Raw genomic sequence first — 20,340 nt, forward strand, 5'->3', positions numbered from 1 at the left:
ACACGAGGTTACCCGGCCAGGTCCGGACGGTATATGATGCATCATCCTCAAAATTTGATCTTTCGTCCGGATCATGACCGCTACGCTCTCTATCCACGACACCGATGCCGCCAGTGAACTCCTGCTGGGCATGCGTCTGGTCGGCGTCAGATACCGTCGGATCGAAGTGGCCCGGCCGTTCGGCATCGCCGTGGACGCCGCACCCGGCAAGGCGCAGTTCTACTTCATCGGCCGTGGCCCCGTGTTGCTGCGCACCGAGGACGGCACGATCTATCCGCTGAAGACGGGCGATGCGCTGCTCATGTCGCAGGGGCGTGCTCATGCGTTGCTCTCGTCCGAAGAGGCGACCACCCGGCATATCGCCACCTTCGACGAAACACCCCTTTGCGATACCGTGAAGGACATCCATCCTGACTGCGTGTTCGCGACACGGGCGGACGGCGCGCTGATCTTCAGCGGCTGCATGGACTTCGAGCTTGGCGGGATGCAACCCATGGTGCACGCCATGCCCGAAGTGATGCAGGTCGGCACCCTGCTCGACCGGTATCCGGAATTGCCGCCGATCCTCGCCGCGATGGAACGCGAGTCCGCCGCGAAGCGGAGCGGCTTCGCCGGCATTCTCGCGCGCCTTGCCGATGTCGTCGCGGCGATCATCGTGCGCGGCTGGGTCGAATGCGGCTGCGGCGACGCGGCGGGCTGGCTGCAGGCGCTGCGCGATCCCCGCCTGGGCAAGGCCATCGTCGCCCTGCACCGCGATCCAGGGCGCGCATGGACCGTCGCCGATCTCGCGGCGGAAATGGGAAGTTCGCGCTCGGTGTTCGCGGAGCGTTTCCTCGCGGTGACCGGCATGACCCCGGTTCATTACCTCACCGAGCTGCGGATGCGTCTGGCCGCGCAGTGGATCTCCCATGATCGTCAGCCGATCGAATCCGTGGCCTTCCGTCTGGGTTATGGATCGCTGGCCGCGTTCAGCCGGGCGTTCAAACGCGTGGTCGGTTCCGCGCCCGGGGCACTGCGCGCGGGTCGTGCCTGATCCTTCGCGGCCGTTTCATGGCCTGACCGCGATGCTGGGCCATGGGATACCTCGGCTGGATCATTTTCTTTGGCGTGCTACTGGTCGCCACCTCGGCGAGTGCCGGCTTCATAAGACGCAGCCCGATCACCGCGTTCGCCCTCTATCTCGTGGCTGGGGCGGTAGTCGGCCCCGCTTTGCTGGGACTGGCGGCCGTCGCGTTCGATGGGGACAGCACGGCGTGGCTGCGACCCGCCACCGAGATGGGCATGATCGTCTCGCTGTTCATCACCGGTCTGAAGCTGCGTCTGCCGTTCAACGATCCCGGCTGGCGCATGGCGATACGCCTCGCCCTGCCCGGCATGGCGCTGACCGTCGGTGGGCTTTGCCTCGTTGGTCATTTCGCCTTCGGGTGGCCGTGGCCGCTCGCGCTGGCACTCGCGGCCATTCTGTCGCCGACCGACCCGGTGTTGGCCAGTCTGGTCTCCGTCGACGACGCACGTGACGACGATGCGCTGCGTGTCGGGCTCTCCGGCGAAGCCGGCCTCAACGACGGTACCGCGCTACCCTTCCTCGTCCTCGCACTCGCATGGATGACCGGCGAAATGTCCGGCGATGCCGGCTTCTGGCCGCACTGGTTCAGCGTCGAGCTTGGCTGGGACTGCGTGGGAGGCATCGGCATCGGTTTTCTCATCGGCTGGGGTCTCGGCCACATCGGCACGCGTCTCCGGCACTTCGCACCGGGCGTGGCACCGAGCGATTTTCTCGCGCTCGGCATCATGGCGCTGGCGTATGCGGGTGCCGAAGCACTGCATAGTTCGGGCTTTCTCGCGGCGTTCGCGGCGGGCGTCGGGCTACGCCGGGTAGAGATGGGCGTCACCCACGGCCATCCACCGGTCGGCAAGGAAGACGATGCGGACGAAGCACGGCACGAACACAGCCGCGCGCGGGCGCCGGCCGAGTTGCTCGTCAATCCCAATGAGCGGGCCACGTCCGAAGCCAACCATCCCGCGCAAACCGTCGGCTGGGTCGTGTCCGATGCGCTATCGTTCGGAGAAACCATGGAACGCCTGATCGGTGCCGCCATGGTGTTCCTGGTCGGCGTGGCGGTGCTACCCCGCTTTACCGTCGATGGCGTGTTGCTTGCCGTCGCGCTGTTCTTCGTCGTCCGCCCCGCCGCGGTGTGGCTGGTGACGATTCGCTCCGGCGCACCCTGGCAGCGCCGCCTGCTGTTCGGCTGGTTCGGGATTCGCGGCCTGGGCAGCCTCAACTATCTGGCTTACGCGCTCGTGCATGGCCTCGGCGGTGCGCAGGCGCAGACCGCCGCCGCCGCGGTGCTCACGGTGGTGGCGCTCAGCATCGTCGCGCACGGCGCCAGCACCACGCCGTTGATGAACTGGCGCGGGCGCGCGCTCGCGGCACAGGAAGCTGCGGGTCCGGACGTCAAAGACTGACCTTGCCGCCGTAACCGACGAGTTCGAGATAACCACGTCCCCCTTCGGTGCGCACGGCGCCTTCCCAGTACACCGGGCCTCCCGTGCGACGGGTATCGAGTTCCTGATCGTCGAACAGCGGTCGCAGGGTGAAACGACGTTTGCCGGTCGGGGTGGTGACGATGACATCGGTTTCCACGGGGTAATCCGCACCGGTGCGCGGCGAGTGCCAGCGGCGTCGCGGTTCGAAGGTGACATCGCCCGCGCCAAGTACCGTAAGCGTTCCATCCGCGCCGCGCACGCTGCCGCCCGCCCAGACGGCATGGCCTGCTTCATCGCGCACGCGGAAGACGGTGACCGCGCTGCCGTCGTCCATGTTGAGACCGGCCCAGTCCCAGCCGACCGAACGTGGATCGAGCAGGCTCGACGACCATTCGCGATCGAGCCACGCCTCGCCCTGCACGGCTTCGTTCGTCGTTCCCCGCGACAAGCGTCCGCCGACCTTGAGATGCGGGAAACTGAAGTACGCACTTGCTTCGCCTGCACCCGGGCCTTTCCGGCTGTAGCCACGGTCGCCCTGCAGCAAAGCAGGCTGGCCTGGCGTCAGTGTCAGGTCGAGCGTGAAATCCTCGCCGCTCACCTTCGTCGCGAAGCTGCCGCCCGGGTCGCGACGCAGCCGCCAGTCACCGAGCGTCACGTCGGTATCCGCGGTCGACGCTTCGGCGAGACCGAAGCCTTCACGTGCGAGACGCTGCGACTCGACGATGTGTCCCGTCGCGGGATCGGACAGCGCTACGTGTCCGACGATCGCCTGACGCGGCGCGAAGCGACTGGGATTCGCGTCGTCGAACGGAAGCCGCGAGCGAAAGAAGGTGATCTGAAAGCCGACGGGACCGTCCTTCGTTCGCAGCCAGCCGGTGACGTACCACCATTCCGTCCTGAAACCCGGGTGCGCGCCGTGGTCCCGCGGCAGCGCCACCGGCGCGTCCGGCGACACGGGCGTATACGTGACCCGATCGCTCGCCGCGACGTCGACCGCGCCGGTGAGGGTCGTGAGCAACATGGCTGCCAGTCCGAGTACGCGCGCGCGCATCACCAGTCCTCCCGCACGGCACGCACCGCGTCCGTCGAAAGCACGCCCCGCCCCACGACAACCGCCGTACCGGCCGTCGCGATCGCAAGGCTTCCGATCACACCGATGAGCAAAGGCCAGGGCAGCAAGGTGTCCATCGTCCAGTGGAACGACTGCGGATTCACCACATGAATGAGCACCTGACTCATGGCCAGACCCAGCGCCACGCCCGCCACGCCACCCACCAACCCCAGCAGCGTCCCCTCGATCATCAGCATGCGGGCCAGATCGCCACGCAGCGCTCCGACATGTCGAAGCATGCCGAACTCTCGGATGCGCGACAGCACCTGCGCGCCGATGGTCGCGGCAACGCCGGCCAGGCCGACGCACACGGCGATGCCTTCGAGCAGATACGTGATGAGGAAGCTGCGGTCGAACGCTTGCAGGGCCTTCGCGCGTATGTCGCGCGGGCTGCTGATCGTGGCCGTGCCGCCGCTCGCGCGGACGACGGCGCGCAAGCGCGTCGCCACCTCGTCGATGCTCGTGCCGGGGGACACCATGACGGACACGCCGCTGCGTGTACGGTCGCCCGTCAGTCGCGTGTATGCCGCCTCGTCGATCACGATCGCGCCCTGCTGCCGTGCATAGTCGCGCCAGATGCCGACAACCGTCGCGCGGGGCGATCCCGGCAGGGGCAAGGTGATCGTGTCACCCGGCTGCCAGCGATAAATGCGCGATGCCGGCTCGGAGATCCACACCGGTAACGCTCCCCGGCCCGCCGCGAACTGCGGACCGATGAGGGACAGTCGCCCACCGGGGCCATTCAGCGTCCTGGCCACCAGCGTGACGGCGGGACGCCGCTCGTCGAACTGCAACGGGGTTTCCTTCAGCGTGCCGAGCCAGGCGACGCCGGGTACCGCCCGCAAGCGCGCCTGCATCGCGGCATCGAAGCCGCCGCCGGCGCCACCGTCCGCCAGCAGATACACATCGGCCTGCAGGACGTCGCCCAGCCAGTGTTCGACCGATCCGCGGAAACTGGTGACCATCACCGCCATCGCCACGGTCAAGGCCGTGGAGGCGAGAACACCGGCCAGCGCGACGGACGCCTGCGAGGGAGCGCCCCAGAGCCTGGCGGTGGCGAGACGGAACGCCACCGACCGCGAGGGAACACGGCGCAATGGCGAGACCAGCGCACGGGCCAGCCACGGCATCAGCATGACGCCACCCGCCAGAAGCAACGCCATCGCTATATATCCGAACAGCGCGATGCCGCCCACGGCGGGAAGAAGTGACGCCACCAGCGCGCCGGCCAGCAACACGATGGCGGGCAGCACCCGTGCGCGCACGCGGGGATCGACGGCGTCACCGGCGTTCTTGATCGCGATACCCGGCGAAATGCGCGAGGCGGCGAGCGCCGGCACCATGCTGCCGAGCACCGCCGCGGCGATGCCGAGCAGACCGAAAACGAGCGCGGGCCAGGGCGCGAACACCAGCTGCGGGGCCTGGCCATGGAAGTACCCGCCGCCCAGATCGCCACCGAGCACCCTGAGCGCGAGCTGGGCCAGACCGAGGCCCAGACCGATGCCCGACGCGGCACCGATGACACCCAGCGCAAGCGCTTCCGCCAGGACCTGCCCGAGCAACGTCTTCCGCGCCATCCCCAGGACGCGCAGCAGGGCGAGCTGCGGGCGGCGGCGGGCGACCGACAAGGACTGCGCCGAGTAGACGAGAAAGCCACCGGTGAGCAACGCGATCAGCGCCAGCATGTCGAGATTCACGCGATACGCGGCGGAGAGGCCATCGTTGCGGACGACGTCGCTCGCCGCGTCGGCGAGGATGGCGTCCTCAGGCAGGACCGCGCGTACCGCCTGCTTCGCCTTCGTCACATCGGCACCGGCGGCGAGATGGACGTCCAGACGCTGGAGGCGCCCCAGCGTGCCGAATCGCCACTGCGCCGCGCCGATATCCATGACCGCATGTGCGCCGTCGTTTGCACCGCCGGGAAGACTCCCCGCGATCCGCACCGATACCGTGTGACCGTTGGCGACGAGTGTCACCGTGTCGCCCACCTTGTATCCGGCGGACACCATCGCGTCCGATGAGAGGTAGATCGACTCACCGGTCAGCAGCCGGCCGAAGCCACCCGAGTCGACCGCACCGGCCGACTGGCCGGGCGGCGCGGGTCGCAGAAGGTCGATGCCTTCGAGGGTGACAGCGGTCTTTCCGCCGACGATCCCGGGCAACGACACGACCGGCGACACCGACACGTGCGACAGCTTCGCGACACGCGGATAGAGCATCTCGTCGAAACCGAACGGGCTGGACGAGCGCACGCTGAAGTCGGCCGCGCCACTCACCGCGTGCACGGCCTTGTCGAACTCGCCGAGCGCCGAGGCGTTGATGAGATGCACCGCGAAACCCAGCGCGACACCAAGCGCGATGGCAAGGACGGCGGAGAACGCGCGCCCGGGGTAAGCGCGCCATTCGCTGCTCAGCAGCCAGCGCCCGACCACCGGCAGGAGCATGCGCTCAGCCATGCGCGATGAGCCCGCGCTGCGACAGCACCAGCGTGCGATCCGCGGCCGCGGCCGCCACGGCCGAATGCGTCACCAGCAGTACGGCGGTGCCGGCGTCGCGCACGCGATCGACAAACAAGGTCAGCGTGCGTGCCGCGGTTTCCGGATCGAGATTCCCCGTGGGCTCGTCCGCAAGGATCAGCCCCGGCCGGTGGACGAGTGCCCGCGCCACCGCGACACGCTGCAGTTCGCCGCCCGAGAGTTCGCGCGGATACGCGCCCCCTCGCCCGCCCAGACCGACGGCCTCGAGCATCGCGTCCGCGGCGTTCAGGGACTCACGCGCCTCGCGCCCCTGGAGCGCCAGCGGCAGGGCCACGTTATGAGCGAGATCCAGATGCGGCAACACGTGAAACGCCTGGAAGACGAAACCCACCCGATCGCGACGCAGGGCGGTGCGCCCGTCGTCGTCGAGGCTGGCGATATCCACGCCACCGATCATCACTTTCCCGGCATCCGGCGTATCCAGACCGGCGATCAGATTGAGCAGCGTCGACTTGCCCGCACCCGACTCGCCGGTTACCGCGACAAACTCCCCGGGGGCAAGCGACAGATCCAGCCCGCCGAACAAGCTACGCCCACCCGGCACCGTCTTGACCAGCCCTTCGACCTTCAGCATCCGTGAAACACCCGGGAAAACCTCAGTCTAGCGCGGCCGGGGGTCGACTCAGGGAATGACCCCTCGTTCGCGGAAGTCCGCGAACAGCCGGAACATCATCGCGGCGGTCTCTTCATACACGCCGAACCCCGCACGCCTCGCTTTGGAGGTGTCGCCGAACATGTCCCAGGTCCAGGAGAACACGAAGTCGGCAAAAGGCCACGCGCTCACCTTCGCGAACGCCAGTGGGTGAAGCTGGTGACGCTGGCGCATGGCGTCCCAGACGTGCTCCTTGTCGCCCATGACGTCCACCAGCGGCACCCTCATCGGTGGCGCGTGATCCATGTCGAACCAGGCGGCGATCCGCGGCCACAGATCGCACCAGCGCACGAGGTCGCCGTTGCCGATGTTCCATGCGTGACCACCCGGCGCCTGCGTCGCCGCCCATTCGGCCGCTTTCGCCAGCAAACCCGCATCCGTGAATTCGATGAGCCGGCCATACGCCTCCGGACTTCCCGGAAAACGCAGGGGCAACCCGAGTTCCTTCGACAGCGACGCATACACCGCGATCGCCATGGCCAGATTCAGGGGGTTGCCGATGGCTGCGCCACCCACGACCGCGGGACGCAACGCGGACCATGTCCACGGCGCGCCCAGGCTCCGCTGCTCGAGCAGGCGCTGTTGCGAGGTCATGAACTCGGGCGGCATGACCGGCGGATCATCTTCGCGTGCCGGCGTCCGGAACGGCCCGAGATGCGCGCCATACACCTTGTAGCCCTGCATGATGGACACGTGGCGCAGATCGTGCGCGACCGGCAGCAAGCCATCCAGCAAATGAGCCAGCATCGACACGTTGGGGCCGACCAGCCCCGACCAGCTGTCGCTGTCCTGATAGGCCGCATAGAACACATGGGTGACCTGATCAGCCGTCACGAGCGCCTTGCGACTGGCCCCCGCGTCGAGAAGATCGACCGCGATCGCCTTAACGTCGCCATCGCCACGTGCGTGCCGCGAAACGACCATCACGCGCCAGTCGTCGCGGGTGGCCAGATATCGCGTGAGCTCCGTTCCGATGACACCGGTGGCTCCGACGATCAGGGCAGTTTTTTGTGGCATGAGACGTCTCCGCAGGGCGTGAAACGTCATGGTATTGATCACTCCACCGTCTTATTAGCCCATCGATTTCGCTTAGACTTATAAGAAATAGCAATGGACCTCTCATGGATCGCCTTGCCGCCCTACAGGTGTTCGTGCGCGTCGCCGAACTGGGAAGTTTCTCCGCCGCCGCCAGGGCCATGGGCGCCAGCCAGCCTTCCGTCAGCCAGAACGTGGCTGCGCTCGAGGCCACCCTCGGCGTCCGCCTGATTCAACGGACGACCCGCAGGTTGTCGTTGACCGACGCGGGCATGCGCTACTACGAAAATGCGCTGGACGTACTCAAGGCGCTGGCGCGCACCGAAGCCGCCGTCATGGATGACGGGAAGCGGCTGACCGGCCGGGTTCGCATCCAGGCGCCGAACGGCATAGGGCAGCGATTCATCGTCCCCGCGTTGATGGCGTTTCAGGCCGAACATCCCGACGTCCGCCTGGATCTCGCCCTGGACGACCGCGTCGCCGATATCGTCGCGGAGGGCGTGGACGTCGCCGTTCGCCTTGGGTCGCTCGCTCCGGACGGGCTGGTCGCACGACGCGTCGGCGCACTCGAACGTGCGCTCGTTGCCTCTCCGGAGTATCTCGCCGCCAACGGCGCACCGCTTACACCCTCCGACCTGACACGACATCGCTACGTGTGTTTCAGCGGGAGCGCGGATCACGACCTCGCGCTCGTCGGCACAGGCGGCACGATAGCCGTTCCTCTATCGCCGACGTTCGTCGCGAACAACAGCTTCGTGCTGATCGCAGCGTTGCTCGCGGGACGCGGCATCGGCGGCGTGCAGACGGCGCTCGTGCGCAACGAGCTGGAGAGCGGCGCGCTCGTCCGTGTGCTCGACGAGTTCGGCTACCCTCCCCTCGACGTCCACGTCGTCGTGCCGACCCGCCGGTACGTCACGCGAACGGTAAAGGCTTTGATCACGTGCGTGGAGACGGCAATGGCCGGTCATGCCTCGCTGCGAGCGTCGCTCCGACGGTAGCGAGATCGCGCTGAAGCAGGACGCCCGGGCTCCCAGATCAATTCATAGCATGCTAAGCTTTTCGGATGGGACCTCCCGCCAGACTGCAAATGCAATTCACCACGCTGCTGCCCTCGACCAGCCGGCGCTGGCTGCGGCTGCTTTTTGCGCGGATTCCCGATTTCGACATTACCCCGGCAGGTGTCGTCCCGCTGATCCTGGTCGGACGCGCCGGCGGTGGCATCGCCCAGATCGCGCTGGCCGAACAGCTCGGCGTCGTCGAGCCCTCGCTCGTTCGCACCCTGGCGCGGCTGGATGAACAAGGCCTGCTGAGGCGCGAGCCCGACCCGAACGACCGCCGTGTACGGACCCTCTGGCTGACCGACGCCGGTCAGGCCATGGTGGAGGGACTGGAAAAAAGGCTCGTCGAGATCCGCGCCGAACTCTTCGAGGGCATCTCGACCGACGACCTCAAGGCAGCGCTGCGCGTGCACGAAGCCCTGGTCGACCGCCTCGCCCTGCTCGCGCCCATCCGCCCGGGCAGCTGAGGAACGAAACCCATGGCTGCGCCCACGCGCTTCGAGTGGCTTTACTCGGGCAAAGCGTTCTTTGCCGGCATGCTGGCCTTCTATATGGCGCTGTTCCTGCAACTGCCGAATCCCTACTGGTCGTTCGCGACGGTCTATATCGTGTCGCATCCGCTCTCGGGCGCGACGCGCTCGAAGGGCGTGTACCGCGCAATCGGCACGGCGATCGGCGCCGCCGTCGCGCTGCTCCTCGTGTCCGCGCTCGCCGAGTCACCCATGCTGCTGGTGTTCGCACTCGGCACGTGGATGGGCGTGTCCCTTTACCTCTCGCTGGGTAACAACACGCCCAGTGCTTACGCCTTCCTGCTCGCCTCGTACACCGCACCGCTGATCGCGATACCCGCCATTCTCGCCCCCGGTTCGATCTTCGATATCGCTGTCGCACGCACGGAGGAGATCCTGCTCGGTATCGTCTGTGCCAGCGTGGTCAGTACGGTGCTCTTTCCCAGCCGGGTATCGCCGCTGTTTCATGCACGCGTCGCTTCGCTGCTGAAGGACGCGGGGGACTGGACCGGGCAGCGCCTGCGGCACCTGGACCGGTCGGCACCGCCTCCGCTGCGTCTCCGCCTGCTCAACGACGTGCTCGCTCTCGACGCGCTCATTACGCATCTGTCCTATGACAGCACGCGCGACGGCCAGGCCGAAGAGGCACGCCAGATCCGCATGCGCATGACCCTGCTGCTTCCACAGGTGGCGTCTCTGAGCGACGCGCTCGTCGCGCTCGACGGACGCGCCGACACGCGCGATGGTGGCCTGCAGGACGTGCTGGACGCGACCATCGCCTGGATGCACGAGGGGACGACCGCGTCGATAACGACCGGCGACGTCCTGCGCACACGATGCGGCGCATTGCGACTGACGACGGCCATGACGACGCCCGGCGCGCACGCGCTGCATCGTCACGCCACCGAACGCCTCACGGACGTCATCGACCTCTGGCGGGACGTCCTACTGCTGCATACCGCGTTCACCGAGCATCGCCCACAGCCCACGCCGCTCATCTATCGCGCGCACACGCTGGACCACCGCGCTCGTCATGACGACCTCCGTGCCCGCCTCCTTGCCGCCGCATCGCCGGCGATGGCGGTGATCGCCACCGGATGGCTGTGGCTGCTCACGGACTGGCCGGGCGGCGCCGGCGGGGTCGTGCTCGTGGCCATCGCCACCGCCTTCTTCGCCGCGTCGGACGATCCGGCGCCGCAGGTGCGCCGCTTCCTGGTCTGGCAGGCGATCAGCGTCGTCACGGCCGGCACGTATCTCTTTCTCGTGCTGCCGCGGATCACCACCTTCATGGGCGTGGTCGCGGCCATGGCACCCTTCTTCCTCGTGCTCGGGGCATTCACCGGTCGTCCGTCCATGACCACGGGTATCGTGCTGGTCACGTCGCAGACCGTCAGCGCCATCGCCCTGCAGAACAATGCGGCGGTCGGCTTCGAGGATTTCGCCAACTCCGCGACGGGGATGATGCTGGGACTGGGCTTCGCGCTGGCCTGGACCCTGGTCACGCGACCGCTCGGCGGCGACAGCGCGGCGCACCGTCTCGGTCTGGCCAATGCGCGCGACCTTGCCGTGCTCGCCCAGCCAGCGTCCGCCCCGAAGCAGGTCGCGCGAGCCACTCGTGTCCTCGATCGCACGATGCAATGGCTGCCGCGCATCGCGCTGGCGACGGGTGAATCGCTGGTCCGGATGGATGCGGTGCGCGATATGCGCCTCTGCCTGGCGCTACTGGATCTGCAACGCATCGCACGCGGCGCCGCGACCGACATCGACGACGTACTCGCGCGCAGCAGGGCCTGGCTGCTCGACTGCGTCGCGCGGCGTACGCGCATCGACCCTCCCGATGCACTGCTCACGCTTATCGACGCCGCCGCCATGCATCGCGGCGATGGAGACGGCCAGCTCGCCACGCTGCTGATCGCCTACCGCTTCGCGCTCTCCGAACCTGTCTCTCCCTTACGCATCTCACCGGCACTTCCGTGAACACCAGCCTCTCCGGCGATCTCAATCTCTACGGGGTCTTCGTCCCCACGTTTCTCGTCGTCATGACTGCGGCTTACCTCCTCAAGGGCGCGATCCGCGGCGTTCTTGCGCGCTCGGGGTTCTACGCGCGCATCTGGCATCCAGGCCTCTTCAACGTCGCCCTTTACATCGTCGTCCTCGGCTCGATGCTCGCGCTGATGCCCGGGGCGGCGTCATGAGCGGCCGCCTCGCGCATGCCCGCTCGATCTGGCCCACGCTGGCCATGGCGGCGCTGGCGGCCGTGGTCGGCTGGCACGTCTACACCTCGTACCGCAGCGCGTCGTGGACCCGCGACGCGCACATCCGTGCGGACACGCTGCCTGTCTCGCCCGACGTTTCAGGACTCGTCGAAAAGGTCTATGCCTCCGACAACCAGTTCGTAAAAAGGGGCGATCCTCTCTTCCTCGTCGACCGCGCGCGCTTCGAACTGGCCTTTCGCCGGGCCGCCGCGGCCGTGGAAGAAGACCGGGCGGCCCTGGCGCAACTCCATCGCGATGCCAGTCGAAACGATGCGCTGAAGGATCTCGTCGCCGCCGAGAGCGTCGAACAGGTTCACGCGAAGGTCGCCGAGGCGGAGGCGCATCTGCACGCCGCGGAGGTCGCCGCCGATACGGCGCGTCTCGATCTGGACCGTACCGTCGTCCGCGCACCCGCGGACGGCTATCTCAATGACCGCGTCGTCCGCGCCGGTGATTACGTCACGGCCGGTCATGCACCGTTCTCCATGGTCGATGCCGCGTCGTTCCACGTCGACGGCTACTTCGAAGAAACAAGACTGCATGGCGTGGAGCCCGGTCAAGCGGTGAGTATCGAGGTCATGGGCGAGCCTGGCGTACTGCACGGCCGCGTCGTCAGCCTGGCGGCCGGCATCGCCGACCGCGAGCGAAGCGCCGACGGCACGATGCTTCCGAACATCAATCCCACCTTCAACTGGGTCCGTCTCGCGCAACGTATCCCCGTCCGCATATCGATCGATGGGCGACCGGACGATCTGCGGCTGATCGCCGGCCGCACGGTCACGGTGACCGTCGACACGCGACACACGCCCCCGGCGACGGGGGCACATTCGTGATGCGCCGGCACGCGGCACTCGTAACGATCGGCCTGCTGCTTTCGGGCTGCGCGGCGGTAGGCCCCGATTACCGCTTGCCGGACCGCGCGGTGGTGAAGCGTCCCGAGGCTCAGGCCGCCTTCGTGGACGTGGACATCGCAACCGTGGACACGTCGCATGCCGCCGCCGACGCGTGGTGGAAGCTCTACGACGACCCGACGCTGGATGCGCTGGAAACGCAGGCCTTCAAGGCGAACGCGGCGCTTCGCGAAGCCGAGGCACACCTCCGTCAGGCGTACGCCATGCTGGATGCGGCGCGTGCGGAGGGCGGCCTGACCGGCGGCGCATCCGCCTCGGCGTCGCGGAACCAGCTGTCCGCCGAGTCATACCTGCAATCGGACAAGCTGCCCGTTTTCACGCTGTCGTCGGTGGCGGCATCCGCGTCGTACGAGTTCGATCTCTTCGGCAAGCTCAGGCGGGCCACGGAGGCGTCGGCCGCCGATGCCGAAGCCACGCGCGCAGCACGGGATCTCGTGCGCACGACGGTCGCCGCCGAGGTGGCGCGCAGCTATCTCGGGCAGTGCGAAGCGACTCACGATCTGTCGGTCGCGCAGGAGACGCTGCGCATCCAGGAGCAGGTCCTGTCGACCACCACGCGCATGATGGCGGCAGGCAGGGGCACGCGCATCGACGTGACGCGTGCCACGACACAACGTGACCTTGCACGCGCCGAACTCCCGCCGATCGAGAAACGGCGCGACGCTTCGCGCTACGCGCTCGCCGCCCTGACAGGTGAAACCCCGGGACGTCTCCCCTCCGCCGTCGAGGCGTGTGACGAGGCACCGCACCTGTCGACGCCGATACCGGTAGGCGACGGCGCGACGTTGCTCCGTCGCCGACCGGATGTCCGACAGGCCGAACGTCATCTGGCCGCGGCGACGGCACGTATCGGCGTCGCGACCGCCGAGCTTTATCCGGACATCACGCTGGGCGCCGGCCTCGGCAGCAACGGCACGCTGGCGGATGTCGGTCAGGCACCCGCACGCTATTGGTCGCTGGGACCGCTGATTTCCTGGACGGTACCGACCAGATCGGCTCACGCGCGCGTTCGCGCCAGCGAGGCAGGTGCGGATGCCGAGCTTGCCGCCTTCGATCAGACGGTACTCACGGCCCTCAAGGAAGTGCAGACCGCGCTGAGCGACTATGCGCGGGCGCTGGATCGACAGGCGCTGCTCAAGCAGGCGCTGAACGATGCCACGCAGGCCTCGTCCGATGCGCAGACCCTGTTCCGTGCGGGACGCTCGCCCTACCTGAGCAGCCTCGACGCGGAACGCACCCGGGTCTCCACCGAACACGCGCTGGCCGACGCGGACCGTGAGGTCACCGAGGCTCAGGTGAACCTGTTCTTCGCCCTCGGCGGCGGCTGGCAAACGCAGGGCCCTTGAGAGCGGCCCCGCACCGCACCGCCGGTTCACACCGCGCCGTGCATGCTCCCGGTGTCGAGCCAGCGCTGGTGCCATGACAACGCCTCGGGCAACAGATGCGGCGTGTGCTTGCCGTAGCTGTCACGGGAGGCGCGGTCGAAGTAATCCTCGAGCTGCGCACGATAGTCCGGATGCACGCAACGATCGATCAGCTGTCGCGCGCGGTGCCGGGGAGGAAGTCCGCGCAGATCGGCCAGACCGTGCTCGGTCACGATGATCGAAACGTCGTGCTCGGTGTGATCGACGTGGCTGACCATCGGCACGATCGACGAAATGGTTCCGTTCTTCGCCGTGCTCGGACTGAGGAAGATCGACAGGAAACCGTTGCGGGCGAAGTCGCCCGATCCGCCGATGCCGTTCATGATGCGGCTGCCCATGACGTGCGTGGAGTTGACGTTGCCGTAGAGGTCGGCTTCGATCATCCCGTTCATGCCGATGCAGCCGAGTCGTCGCACCAGCTCGGGATGATTCGAGATCTCCTGCGTGCGCATGATGATGCGCTCGCGGTAGAAATCGATGTTGCGCTTGAACTCTTCGTTGGCCTGAGGACTCAGCGCGAAACCGGTACACGAGGCCACCTTGAGCACACCGCTGCGCAGCAGGTCGAGCATGCCATCCTGGATCACTTCGGTGAAGGCGGTGAGGTCGCGGAATCCGCTGCTGGCGAGCCCGGCCAGTACCGCATTCGGGATATTGCCCACACCCGACTGCAGCGGCAGCAGGTTGGCGGGAAGCCTGCCCTTCGCCACTTCGTGCTGGAGAAATTCGATGAGATGCCCGGCGATCCGCTCGCTGCACTCGTCGGCAGCGGCAAATGGACTGTTCCGGTCGGGGCCGTTGGTCCGCACGATGGCGACGATCTTGTCGGGGTCGCAGTGCAGCGACGGCACACCGATGCGATCGTCGGCGTGCACCAGCGGAATCGGCTTGCGGTTGGGCGGCAAGGCCGTGCCGTAATAGACATCGTGCATACCGTCGATGCCTTCCGGTTGCCACTCGTTGACCTCGATGATCACCTTGCGGGCGAGGTCGAGCCAGGTCTTGTTATTGCCGACCGATGTCGAGGGGATCAGGCTGCCGTCCGCACGAATGCCGGCCACCTCCACCACAGCGGTATCGATCTCGCCGTAGAAGCCGAACCATACGTGCTGGGCCACATGACTGAGATGGATGTCGATGTAATCGAGCGTGCCCGCGTTGATACGCTGACGGGCGTCGGGATCGGTCTGGAAAGGCATGCGCAGCGCGATGCCGTCCGCCTTGGCCAACGCGCCGTCGAGCTCCGGCGCCGTGGATGCACCCGTCATCAGCTTGATGCGGAACGATTCGCCCCGGCCATGTGCCGCGTCGATCCGCTTCGCCAGCTCCATCGGCACCGACTTCGGGTATCCCGAGCCGGTGAAACCACTCATCGCTACCGTTTCGCCCGGCTGGATCAGCGCGGCCGCGGCTTCGGCGGAAACGACACGATCGCGCAGAAGAGGATGACGAATTCGCTCGGCGGACATGAGGGCGGCTTGGTTGTGGGGACCCCTCATTATACGTGCCGCGCAACGCGCGACTCGCGTTTCTCGCGCTTTACGGCTGCGACGTCAGCAGCACGCCCTCATCCGTCAGCGACCGGACCAGCTGGATCGACGCACTGCACACCGACGCCTTTCCGCACGAAGCGTTCGACACCAGGGCGATCTCGAGTGCCTCGGCATGCATGGTGACGCCAGGCATACCGCTCAGGCGGCCGGCACGCTGCAGGCGGTGAGCACGGAAGGCGGCTTCGAGCGTGTCGTCACGGTGCATGGCCGCGAACAAGGCGGAAGCCTCGGCGCCGGCGTCATGGTTACCCCACCAGGAGGCTTCGGTAATCCAGGGTGCCGAACGGCTCGCCAGCGACGCGCCACCCGGCAGAGCGAAGACTTCACCCAGACGCCGATTCAGCGTTACGCGCCAGACCAGACGTTCCGCAAGCTCACGCAGCACCACCATGTCCCACTCCCGATTCAGACGCCGGCAAGAGGGCCGGTACCGTGAAGAAGCAAGAGCCGTGCCGGTATTGCACGACCGTAAAATCAAGGAGTTGAATGTGAAGACGCGGCAGGCTTGGTCAACAAATAGCCAAGTTCGTCACATTTTAACCAGCAGGGGTATGCGCCCGTCGGCCGCGACCCGCAAGCACTCGGCCGGGCGGATCGGCGCGAGTCAGACTGAGACGGTGTTCGCCGCTTCCGGCGCCATGAGCGCGCGATTGCGCCCGGACTGTTTCGCGCGATACAGGGCGTGGTCGGCCTGCCGCATGAGCGCAATGACGTCCGTCGCGTGGTCCGGATAAAGCGCGGCACCGACGCTGAACGTCACGTCCAGTGGCTCGCCGTGCCAGCTGAAGCGTCCCTGCGCGGCGGCGACGATCTTCTCCGCCAGGTTCATCGCCCCCTCGCCGTCACTGACCTCAGGCATGAGCACGACAAACTCGTCGCCGCCGATCCGACATACGGTATCGGTAAGGCGCACGGTACTTTCCAGGCATGCAGCCACCTGCCGGAGGAGTTCGTCCCCCGCGCCGTGACCATGCGTGTCATTGACCTGCTTGAAGCCGTCCAGGTCGATATACAGCAAGCCGACACGCGCACGATGACGAATGGCCGCATGCAGGGCCTGGCGGGCCCGGTCCTCAAACAGCAGCCGGTTGGGCAGATCCGTCAGAACGTCGTATTCCGCGAGGTGACGCATGCGTTCGGCGATAGCCTGCGCGATGCTCACATCGCGCAAGACGAGAACGCCGCCGATGACCGTGCCCTGACGATTGCGGATGGGCGCGGCGACGTCTTCGATATCGAGTCGCGTGCCATCCGACAGGACGAGGCGCCTCGGCTTGATCACATCGATCGTACGGTTTTCCGCGATCGCCCGGAGCAGCGACGTCGGACTGGCCTCGCCATCCTCGTCCACCAGCTGCAGCAGTTCATCCACTGGCATGCCGACGCCGAGTTGCGCTTCGGTTTCGAGCAAGACGGCGGCGCGCGGATTCAGAAAGGTGATCACGCCTTCCGCATCGGTCGCGATCACCGCGTCGCCGATCGATTCGAGAGTGACCTGGGCGGCCTCCTTGGCGGCGAAAAGATTTTCTTCCAGCGCCTTGCGCTCCGACAGGTCACGGCAGACACCGACAAAACCCGTGGTACGGTTTTCGACAAGCACCGGCGCCAGATGCGATTCGACCCAGACCGGCGAGCCATCCTTGCGGACCAGCCGGAACATCTCCTCGAGACTTTCGTTGGTGCGTAGCAGCCGGTGCCATGCACTGTTCAGGGCATCGCTATCCTCGGGATGCACACTGGCCAGCCAGTCCGCCACGCTGCCACCCTCGGTCACCAGTTCACCCATCCGGATGGCTTCGGCGTTGAAGTACGTCGGCAAGCCTTTCTCGTCGAGGTGAAACAGGCCCAGTGGCGACGCATCGATGAACGCCTCCAGTTCGGCCTTGCTCAATGCCGTGTCGCGATAGGCCGCGGAGAGTTCGCCGATCAGGTCGTGCGCGGCCCGACGCAACCTGGCAAGGATCGCCACCGCCCAGAAAACCAGACCACCCAGAGTGATACCGAGCACGAGGAGGATGCCGCTCTGACGCGATCGCCGTTCCGCCAGCAACAGCTCTTCAGCCCGTTCCATCCGGTCGATCGAATCCATGAGGCGGGCATTGACGACCTGATAAGCCGGCTCCGTCATCGCCCGGGCGCGACTTTCGATCGCCGCGGAAAAGTCGGCCGTCGACATCAGCCTGGTCGAGCTGCGCACACGCTCTTCAAAGGCACCGGCAAGCTGATCGAGCAGCGGCTTCTGCGCCTGGTTCGAACCCACGAGGGCGCGCAGGGACGCCAGTCGCGCACGGGCGGAGCGGATGGAGGCGGCGACATCGTCACGCGACGCGCGATCGCCGCGGACGATAAAAATGCCCACCCGGAGCCGCAGCGCCTGGACGTCTTCGCGCACCAGCGAGGTTTCATGCAGCACGTCGTAACTGTGTGCCACTCTGCCCTGCGCGATCAGCAAGGCGCCTGTCGTCGCCACCCCGCAGACGATGAGCAGTCCGATCAGCGCGGCGCCCATCCGAAGCGCACGGTCGACAAGACGGCTCAGGCGCTGCGGGCGCGGTTCGGGTATCGCTGGACGGGGATGCGTTGGGGCCATGCCAGCGTGAAGCAAATTCGGTGCCACGCCCGGCGGCGATAAATTGGCGGTCAGGCGCACGACCGCAGGGGCTCACGCCAGGAATGGATATCCGCTGCGCTTGCCGACGATAACGGTCATCGCGGCTGAAGCGCCGTCCGCGTCCAGCGGTCGACGTCCTCCGGGACGGGCGTCGCGTTCGCGAAGACGATACGAAACATCACCGGGGCGATGACCCCGTCGATGATGTCGATGGTGGGGACGGGATGTTCGCCACGATCGAGCGCTCGCTCGCGGATCACGTCGATCTGCTGCGTGCAGAAGGTCAGGCACTTCCCTGCCATCGCATGATCCTGTGTACCGAGCAGGTCGCGGAGCATCGCTCGTCCCGGCACCGACGTCATCTCGTCGACGTACTGCTCCAGCCACGCACGAAGGTCCGCCTCGAACGATCCCTCGTCGGCCGGCGGTGTTTCGGGCCACAGCTGTTCGACCGCCACGTCGGCAAGAAGCCGTCCGAGGTCGCCCCAGCGGCGGTAGATCGTCGACGCGGTCACCCCGGCGCGCGATGCGATCGCGGGAACCGTGAGACCTTCGCGGCCCGCATCGTCCTGCAGCTCGCGCACCGCCGCATGGACGGCGGCCTGGATGCGCGCGCTGCGGCCGCCCGGACGAGGACCGGGGCGGGACGCAGGGTCGGGCATGTCTGAAACGTCGGTCATAGGTCTTACAAGCTGTCAGCACTAACGCAATTTATTTGCTTTAGTGAGAAAGGAGGGGTAGCTTACTAATGCATATTCTTAGCTTTAGTGGAAAGTATCGCATGTCCTCGCCCCGTACGACACCCAGCACGACCGGTGCGCTGCTGACCCATGGCCTGACGCTGCTCGTGTTTTTCGCGGCGTCCTCGGCGCCCACGCCGCTGTATCGCGTCTACCAGCAGACCTGGCACTTCTCCGCGACCTGGCTCACCGCCGTGTTCGCCATGTACGCGATCGCCTTGCTGGCGGCGCTGTTGACCGGGGCCCGGCTGTCCGATCATCTGGGGCGGCGCCCGGTCATTGGCATGGCGATCGCACTGGAATTGCTATCCATGCTGCTCTTCATCATCGCCGGTTCGGCGCCCGCCCTGCTGCTCGCGCGGGCGGTCCAGGGCGCGGCGACCGGCCTCGCCGCCAGCACGCTCGGCGCGGCCCTGATGGACACGGATCCCAGACGCGGCCCGGATCTCAACAGCATCGCTCCCCTGGTCGGCCTCGCCGCGGGCGCGCTGGGCAGCACCGCCCTCGCCCAGCTGGCCCCCGCGCCCCTGTCGTTGGTCTATGCCGTGATGGGTTTGCTCCTGATCCTCTGCGCGGTACTCACGTGGCGCACCCCCGAAACGGTCGTGCGGCGGCCAGGCGTTCTTGCCAGCCTGCGCCCCAGAGTCAGCGTGCCGCCCAGCGCACGGGCGGCCCTGCTGGCGGTATCGCCCCTGAACATCGCGCTGTGGATGCTTGGCGCGTTCTACCTCTCACTCATGCCGACGCTGATCGCGCAGGCATCGCATTCTTCCTCGCTGTGGCTCGGCGGCGCGAGCGTGGCCCTGCTGACGCTGACCGGTGCGGCCGCCGTATGGCTGGCGATGAAGCGGCACGCACTGCATGCCCTGCTTGCCGGTGCCACGTTGCTTGCCGCCGGCACGGCGTGCATCCGCTGGGCAGCGGTACACGGAAGCACGACCGGTCTGCTCACGGGCTCGGTGCTGGCGGGCGCGGGATTCGGCAGCGCCTTCCTGGGCTCGTTGCGCACCGTACTCCCCCTCGCCGCGCCGCATGAGCGCAGCCACCTCATGGGCGTGTTCTATATCGAGAGCTACCTGTCATTCAGCGCACCCGCCATCGCTCTGGGTTTCGTCGTGCAGCACGAAGGACTGATTGCCGCGGTCAACCTGTACAGCGCGACCATCCTCGTACTCACGACCGCCGCCATCGGCTGGATCGTGCTGCAACGCCGCCACGTTCGCGCACCCAGCCCCGGCTGAAGCTTCGCCGTTTGCGGCTAGTTGACATTCGAAACGCACTGCACCAGCATGGGTTCACCATTCGGACTTCTAAACGCCCAGACTTCTGGACGTCCTTCGAGGTAAACCCATCTTGATCATGCCGCAGTCAACCCACACGCCTCACCCGATCGCCATGTCGATCGGTGCGTGTTGCTGTTGTCGCCTCGCCTGATCCTGTAGCGCCCCTGCGCGCTT

Annotated in this window: 17 protein-coding genes; 9 read left to right on the top strand and 8 right to left on the bottom strand. The window is 66.9% G+C overall.

From position 1 onward, the window contains the following. The first annotated feature begins 73 nt into the window (after window positions 1–73). Window positions 74–1,033 carry an AraC family transcriptional regulator gene (locus FA87_RS09785; RefSeq protein WP_036112878.1) on the top strand — a complete coding sequence of 320 codons (960 nt, stop codon included), beginning with the start codon at window positions 74–76 and terminating at the stop codon, window positions 1,031–1,033. 41 nt (window positions 1,034–1,074) lie between these two features. Then, complete coding sequence (locus tag FA87_RS09790; RefSeq protein ID WP_036112875.1) at window positions 1,075–2,466, top strand: cation:proton antiporter; 1,392 nt, start codon at window positions 1,075–1,077, stop codon at window positions 2,464–2,466. On the opposite strand, the gene FA87_RS09795 is transcribed toward FA87_RS09790, so the two are convergent. From FA87_RS09795 to FA87_RS09810, 4 genes are read right to left on the bottom strand one after another with little or no spacing between them, the layout of a single operon-like run. Next, window positions 2,456–3,538 carry a lipocalin-like domain-containing protein gene (locus FA87_RS09795; protein WP_052191268.1) on the bottom strand — a complete coding sequence of 361 codons (1,083 nt, stop codon included), beginning with the start codon at window positions 3,536–3,538 and terminating at the stop codon, window positions 2,456–2,458. The two genes, FA87_RS09790 and FA87_RS09795, sit on opposite strands and share 11 nt — an antisense overlap. Next, the gene (locus tag FA87_RS09800) at window positions 3,538–6,054 is read right to left on the bottom strand and encodes an FtsX-like permease family protein (RefSeq protein WP_081996548.1); all 2,517 of its coding nucleotides are present in this window, start codon (window positions 6,052–6,054) and stop codon (window positions 3,538–3,540) included. The genes FA87_RS09795 and FA87_RS09800 overlap by 1 nt, the downstream gene beginning before the upstream one ends. Continuing rightward, window positions 6,047–6,709: an ABC transporter ATP-binding protein gene (locus FA87_RS09805; RefSeq protein ID WP_043694212.1), complete on the bottom strand. Its 663-nt coding sequence runs from the start codon at window positions 6,707–6,709 to the stop codon at window positions 6,047–6,049. Before FA87_RS09805 ends, FA87_RS09800 begins: the two co-directional genes overlap by 8 nt. A gap of 48 nt (window positions 6,710–6,757) precedes the next feature. Further along, window positions 6,758–7,804 (bottom strand): SDR family oxidoreductase, encoded by a 1,047-nt coding sequence (locus FA87_RS09810; RefSeq protein ID WP_043694213.1) that lies wholly within the window; start codon window positions 7,802–7,804, stop codon window positions 6,758–6,760. 104 nt (window positions 7,805–7,908) lie between these two features. On the opposite strand from FA87_RS09810, the gene FA87_RS09815 reads away from it, so the two are divergent. From FA87_RS09815 to FA87_RS09840, 6 genes are all read left to right on the top strand, one after another. After that, a complete protein-coding gene (locus FA87_RS09815) occupies window positions 7,909–8,820 on the top strand; it encodes a LysR family transcriptional regulator (protein ID WP_043694216.1) in 912 nt (303 codons plus the stop codon). An 89-nt stretch (window positions 8,821–8,909) separates the two neighbouring features. Then, a complete protein-coding gene (locus FA87_RS09820) occupies window positions 8,910–9,347 on the top strand; it encodes a MarR family transcriptional regulator (protein ID WP_051943611.1) in 438 nt (145 codons plus the stop codon). A gap of 12 nt (window positions 9,348–9,359) precedes the next feature. Next, a complete protein-coding gene (locus tag FA87_RS09825; RefSeq protein ID WP_052191269.1) occupies window positions 9,360–11,366 on the top strand; it encodes an FUSC family protein in 2,007 nt (668 codons plus the stop codon). Then, complete coding sequence (locus tag FA87_RS09830; protein WP_043694219.1) at window positions 11,363–11,584, top strand: DUF1656 domain-containing protein; 222 nt, start codon at window positions 11,363–11,365, stop codon at window positions 11,582–11,584. The genes FA87_RS09825 and FA87_RS09830 overlap by 4 nt, the downstream gene beginning before the upstream one ends. Then, window positions 11,581–12,477 carry an HlyD family secretion protein gene (locus FA87_RS09835; RefSeq protein WP_043694222.1) on the top strand — a complete coding sequence of 299 codons (897 nt, stop codon included), beginning with the start codon at window positions 11,581–11,583 and terminating at the stop codon, window positions 12,475–12,477. The genes FA87_RS09830 and FA87_RS09835 overlap by 4 nt, the downstream gene beginning before the upstream one ends. Beyond that, window positions 12,477–13,901 (top strand): efflux transporter outer membrane subunit, encoded by a 1,425-nt coding sequence (locus FA87_RS09840; RefSeq protein ID WP_043694224.1) that lies wholly within the window; start codon window positions 12,477–12,479, stop codon window positions 13,899–13,901. The genes FA87_RS09835 and FA87_RS09840 overlap by 1 nt, the downstream gene beginning before the upstream one ends. A 26-nt stretch (window positions 13,902–13,927) precedes the next feature. Here the strand turns inward: FA87_RS09840 and FA87_RS09845 are convergent, their stop codons facing one another. The 4 genes from FA87_RS09845 to FA87_RS09860 all read right to left on the bottom strand — a co-directional run bounded on the left by FA87_RS09845 (window position 13,928) and on the right by FA87_RS09860 (window position 18,823). After that, the gene (locus tag FA87_RS09845; protein ID WP_043694226.1) at window positions 13,928–15,448 is read right to left on the bottom strand and encodes an acetyl-CoA hydrolase/transferase family protein; all 1,521 of its coding nucleotides are present in this window, start codon (window positions 15,446–15,448) and stop codon (window positions 13,928–13,930) included. 70 nt (window positions 15,449–15,518) lie between these two features. Next, window positions 15,519–15,923 carry a hypothetical protein gene (locus FA87_RS09850; protein WP_043694228.1) on the bottom strand — a complete coding sequence of 135 codons (405 nt, stop codon included), beginning with the start codon at window positions 15,921–15,923 and terminating at the stop codon, window positions 15,519–15,521. A gap of 213 nt (window positions 15,924–16,136) precedes the next feature. Further along, entirely contained in the window at window positions 16,137–18,041 is a 1,905-nt protein-coding gene (locus FA87_RS19895) for a diguanylate cyclase (RefSeq protein WP_052191270.1), read from the bottom strand. A gap of 197 nt (window positions 18,042–18,238) precedes the next feature. Beyond that, complete coding sequence (locus FA87_RS09860) at window positions 18,239–18,823, bottom strand: TetR/AcrR family transcriptional regulator (RefSeq protein ID WP_239709046.1); 585 nt, start codon at window positions 18,821–18,823, stop codon at window positions 18,239–18,241. A gap of 101 nt (window positions 18,824–18,924) precedes the next feature. Here FA87_RS09860 and FA87_RS09865 point away from each other — a divergent pair, with 101 nt between their 5' ends. Further along, complete coding sequence (locus FA87_RS09865; protein WP_036112848.1) at window positions 18,925–20,124, top strand: MFS transporter; 1,200 nt, start codon at window positions 18,925–18,927, stop codon at window positions 20,122–20,124. Window positions 20,125–20,340: the final 216 nt, after the last annotated feature.

The organism is Luteibacter sp. 9133, assembly GCF_000800155.1.
Lineage (GTDB): Bacteria > Pseudomonadota > Gammaproteobacteria > Xanthomonadales > Rhodanobacteraceae > Luteibacter > Luteibacter mycovicinus.

Excerpts from the sequence above, each read along its gene's own strand:
- FA87_RS09815 (WP_043694216.1), top strand. The coding sequence starts at position 7,909 with ATGGATCGCCTTGCCGCCCTACAGGTGTTCGTGCGCGTCGCCGAACTG.
- FA87_RS09835 (WP_043694222.1), top strand. The coding sequence starts at position 11,581 with ATGAGCGGCCGCCTCGCGCATGCCCGCTCGATCTGGCCCACGCTGGCC.
- FA87_RS09805 (WP_043694212.1), bottom strand. The coding sequence starts at position 6,709 with ATGCTGAAGGTCGAAGGGCTGGTCAAGACGGTGCCGGGTGGGCGTAGC.
- FA87_RS09785 (WP_036112878.1), top strand. The coding sequence starts at position 74 with ATGACCGCTACGCTCTCTATCCACGACACCGATGCCGCCAGTGAACTC.
- FA87_RS09795 (WP_052191268.1), bottom strand. The coding sequence starts at position 3,538 with ATGCGCGCGCGCGTACTCGGACTGGCAGCCATGTTGCTCACGACCCTC.
- FA87_RS09810 (WP_043694213.1), bottom strand. The coding sequence starts at position 7,804 with ATGCCACAAAAAACTGCCCTGATCGTCGGAGCCACCGGTGTCATCGGA.
- FA87_RS09845 (WP_043694226.1), bottom strand. The coding sequence starts at position 15,448 with ATGTCCGCCGAGCGAATTCGTCATCCTCTTCTGCGCGATCGTGTCGTT.
- FA87_RS09820 (WP_051943611.1), top strand. The coding sequence starts at position 8,910 with ATGCAATTCACCACGCTGCTGCCCTCGACCAGCCGGCGCTGGCTGCGG.
- FA87_RS19895 (WP_052191270.1), bottom strand. The coding sequence starts at position 18,041 with ATGGGCGCCGCGCTGATCGGACTGCTCATCGTCTGCGGGGTGGCGACG.
- FA87_RS09850 (WP_043694228.1), bottom strand. The coding sequence starts at position 15,923 with ATGGTGGTGCTGCGTGAGCTTGCGGAACGTCTGGTCTGGCGCGTAACG.
- FA87_RS09860 (WP_239709046.1), bottom strand. The coding sequence starts at position 18,823 with ATGACCGACGTTTCAGACATGCCCGACCCTGCGTCCCGCCCCGGTCCT.
- FA87_RS09800 (WP_081996548.1), bottom strand. The coding sequence starts at position 6,054 with ATGGCTGAGCGCATGCTCCTGCCGGTGGTCGGGCGCTGGCTGCTGAGC.
- FA87_RS09825 (WP_052191269.1), top strand. The coding sequence starts at position 9,360 with ATGGCTGCGCCCACGCGCTTCGAGTGGCTTTACTCGGGCAAAGCGTTC.
- FA87_RS09865 (WP_036112848.1), top strand. The coding sequence starts at position 18,925 with ATGTCCTCGCCCCGTACGACACCCAGCACGACCGGTGCGCTGCTGACC.
- FA87_RS09790 (WP_036112875.1), top strand. The coding sequence starts at position 1,075 with ATGGGATACCTCGGCTGGATCATTTTCTTTGGCGTGCTACTGGTCGCC.
- FA87_RS09840 (WP_043694224.1), top strand. The coding sequence starts at position 12,477 with ATGCGCCGGCACGCGGCACTCGTAACGATCGGCCTGCTGCTTTCGGGC.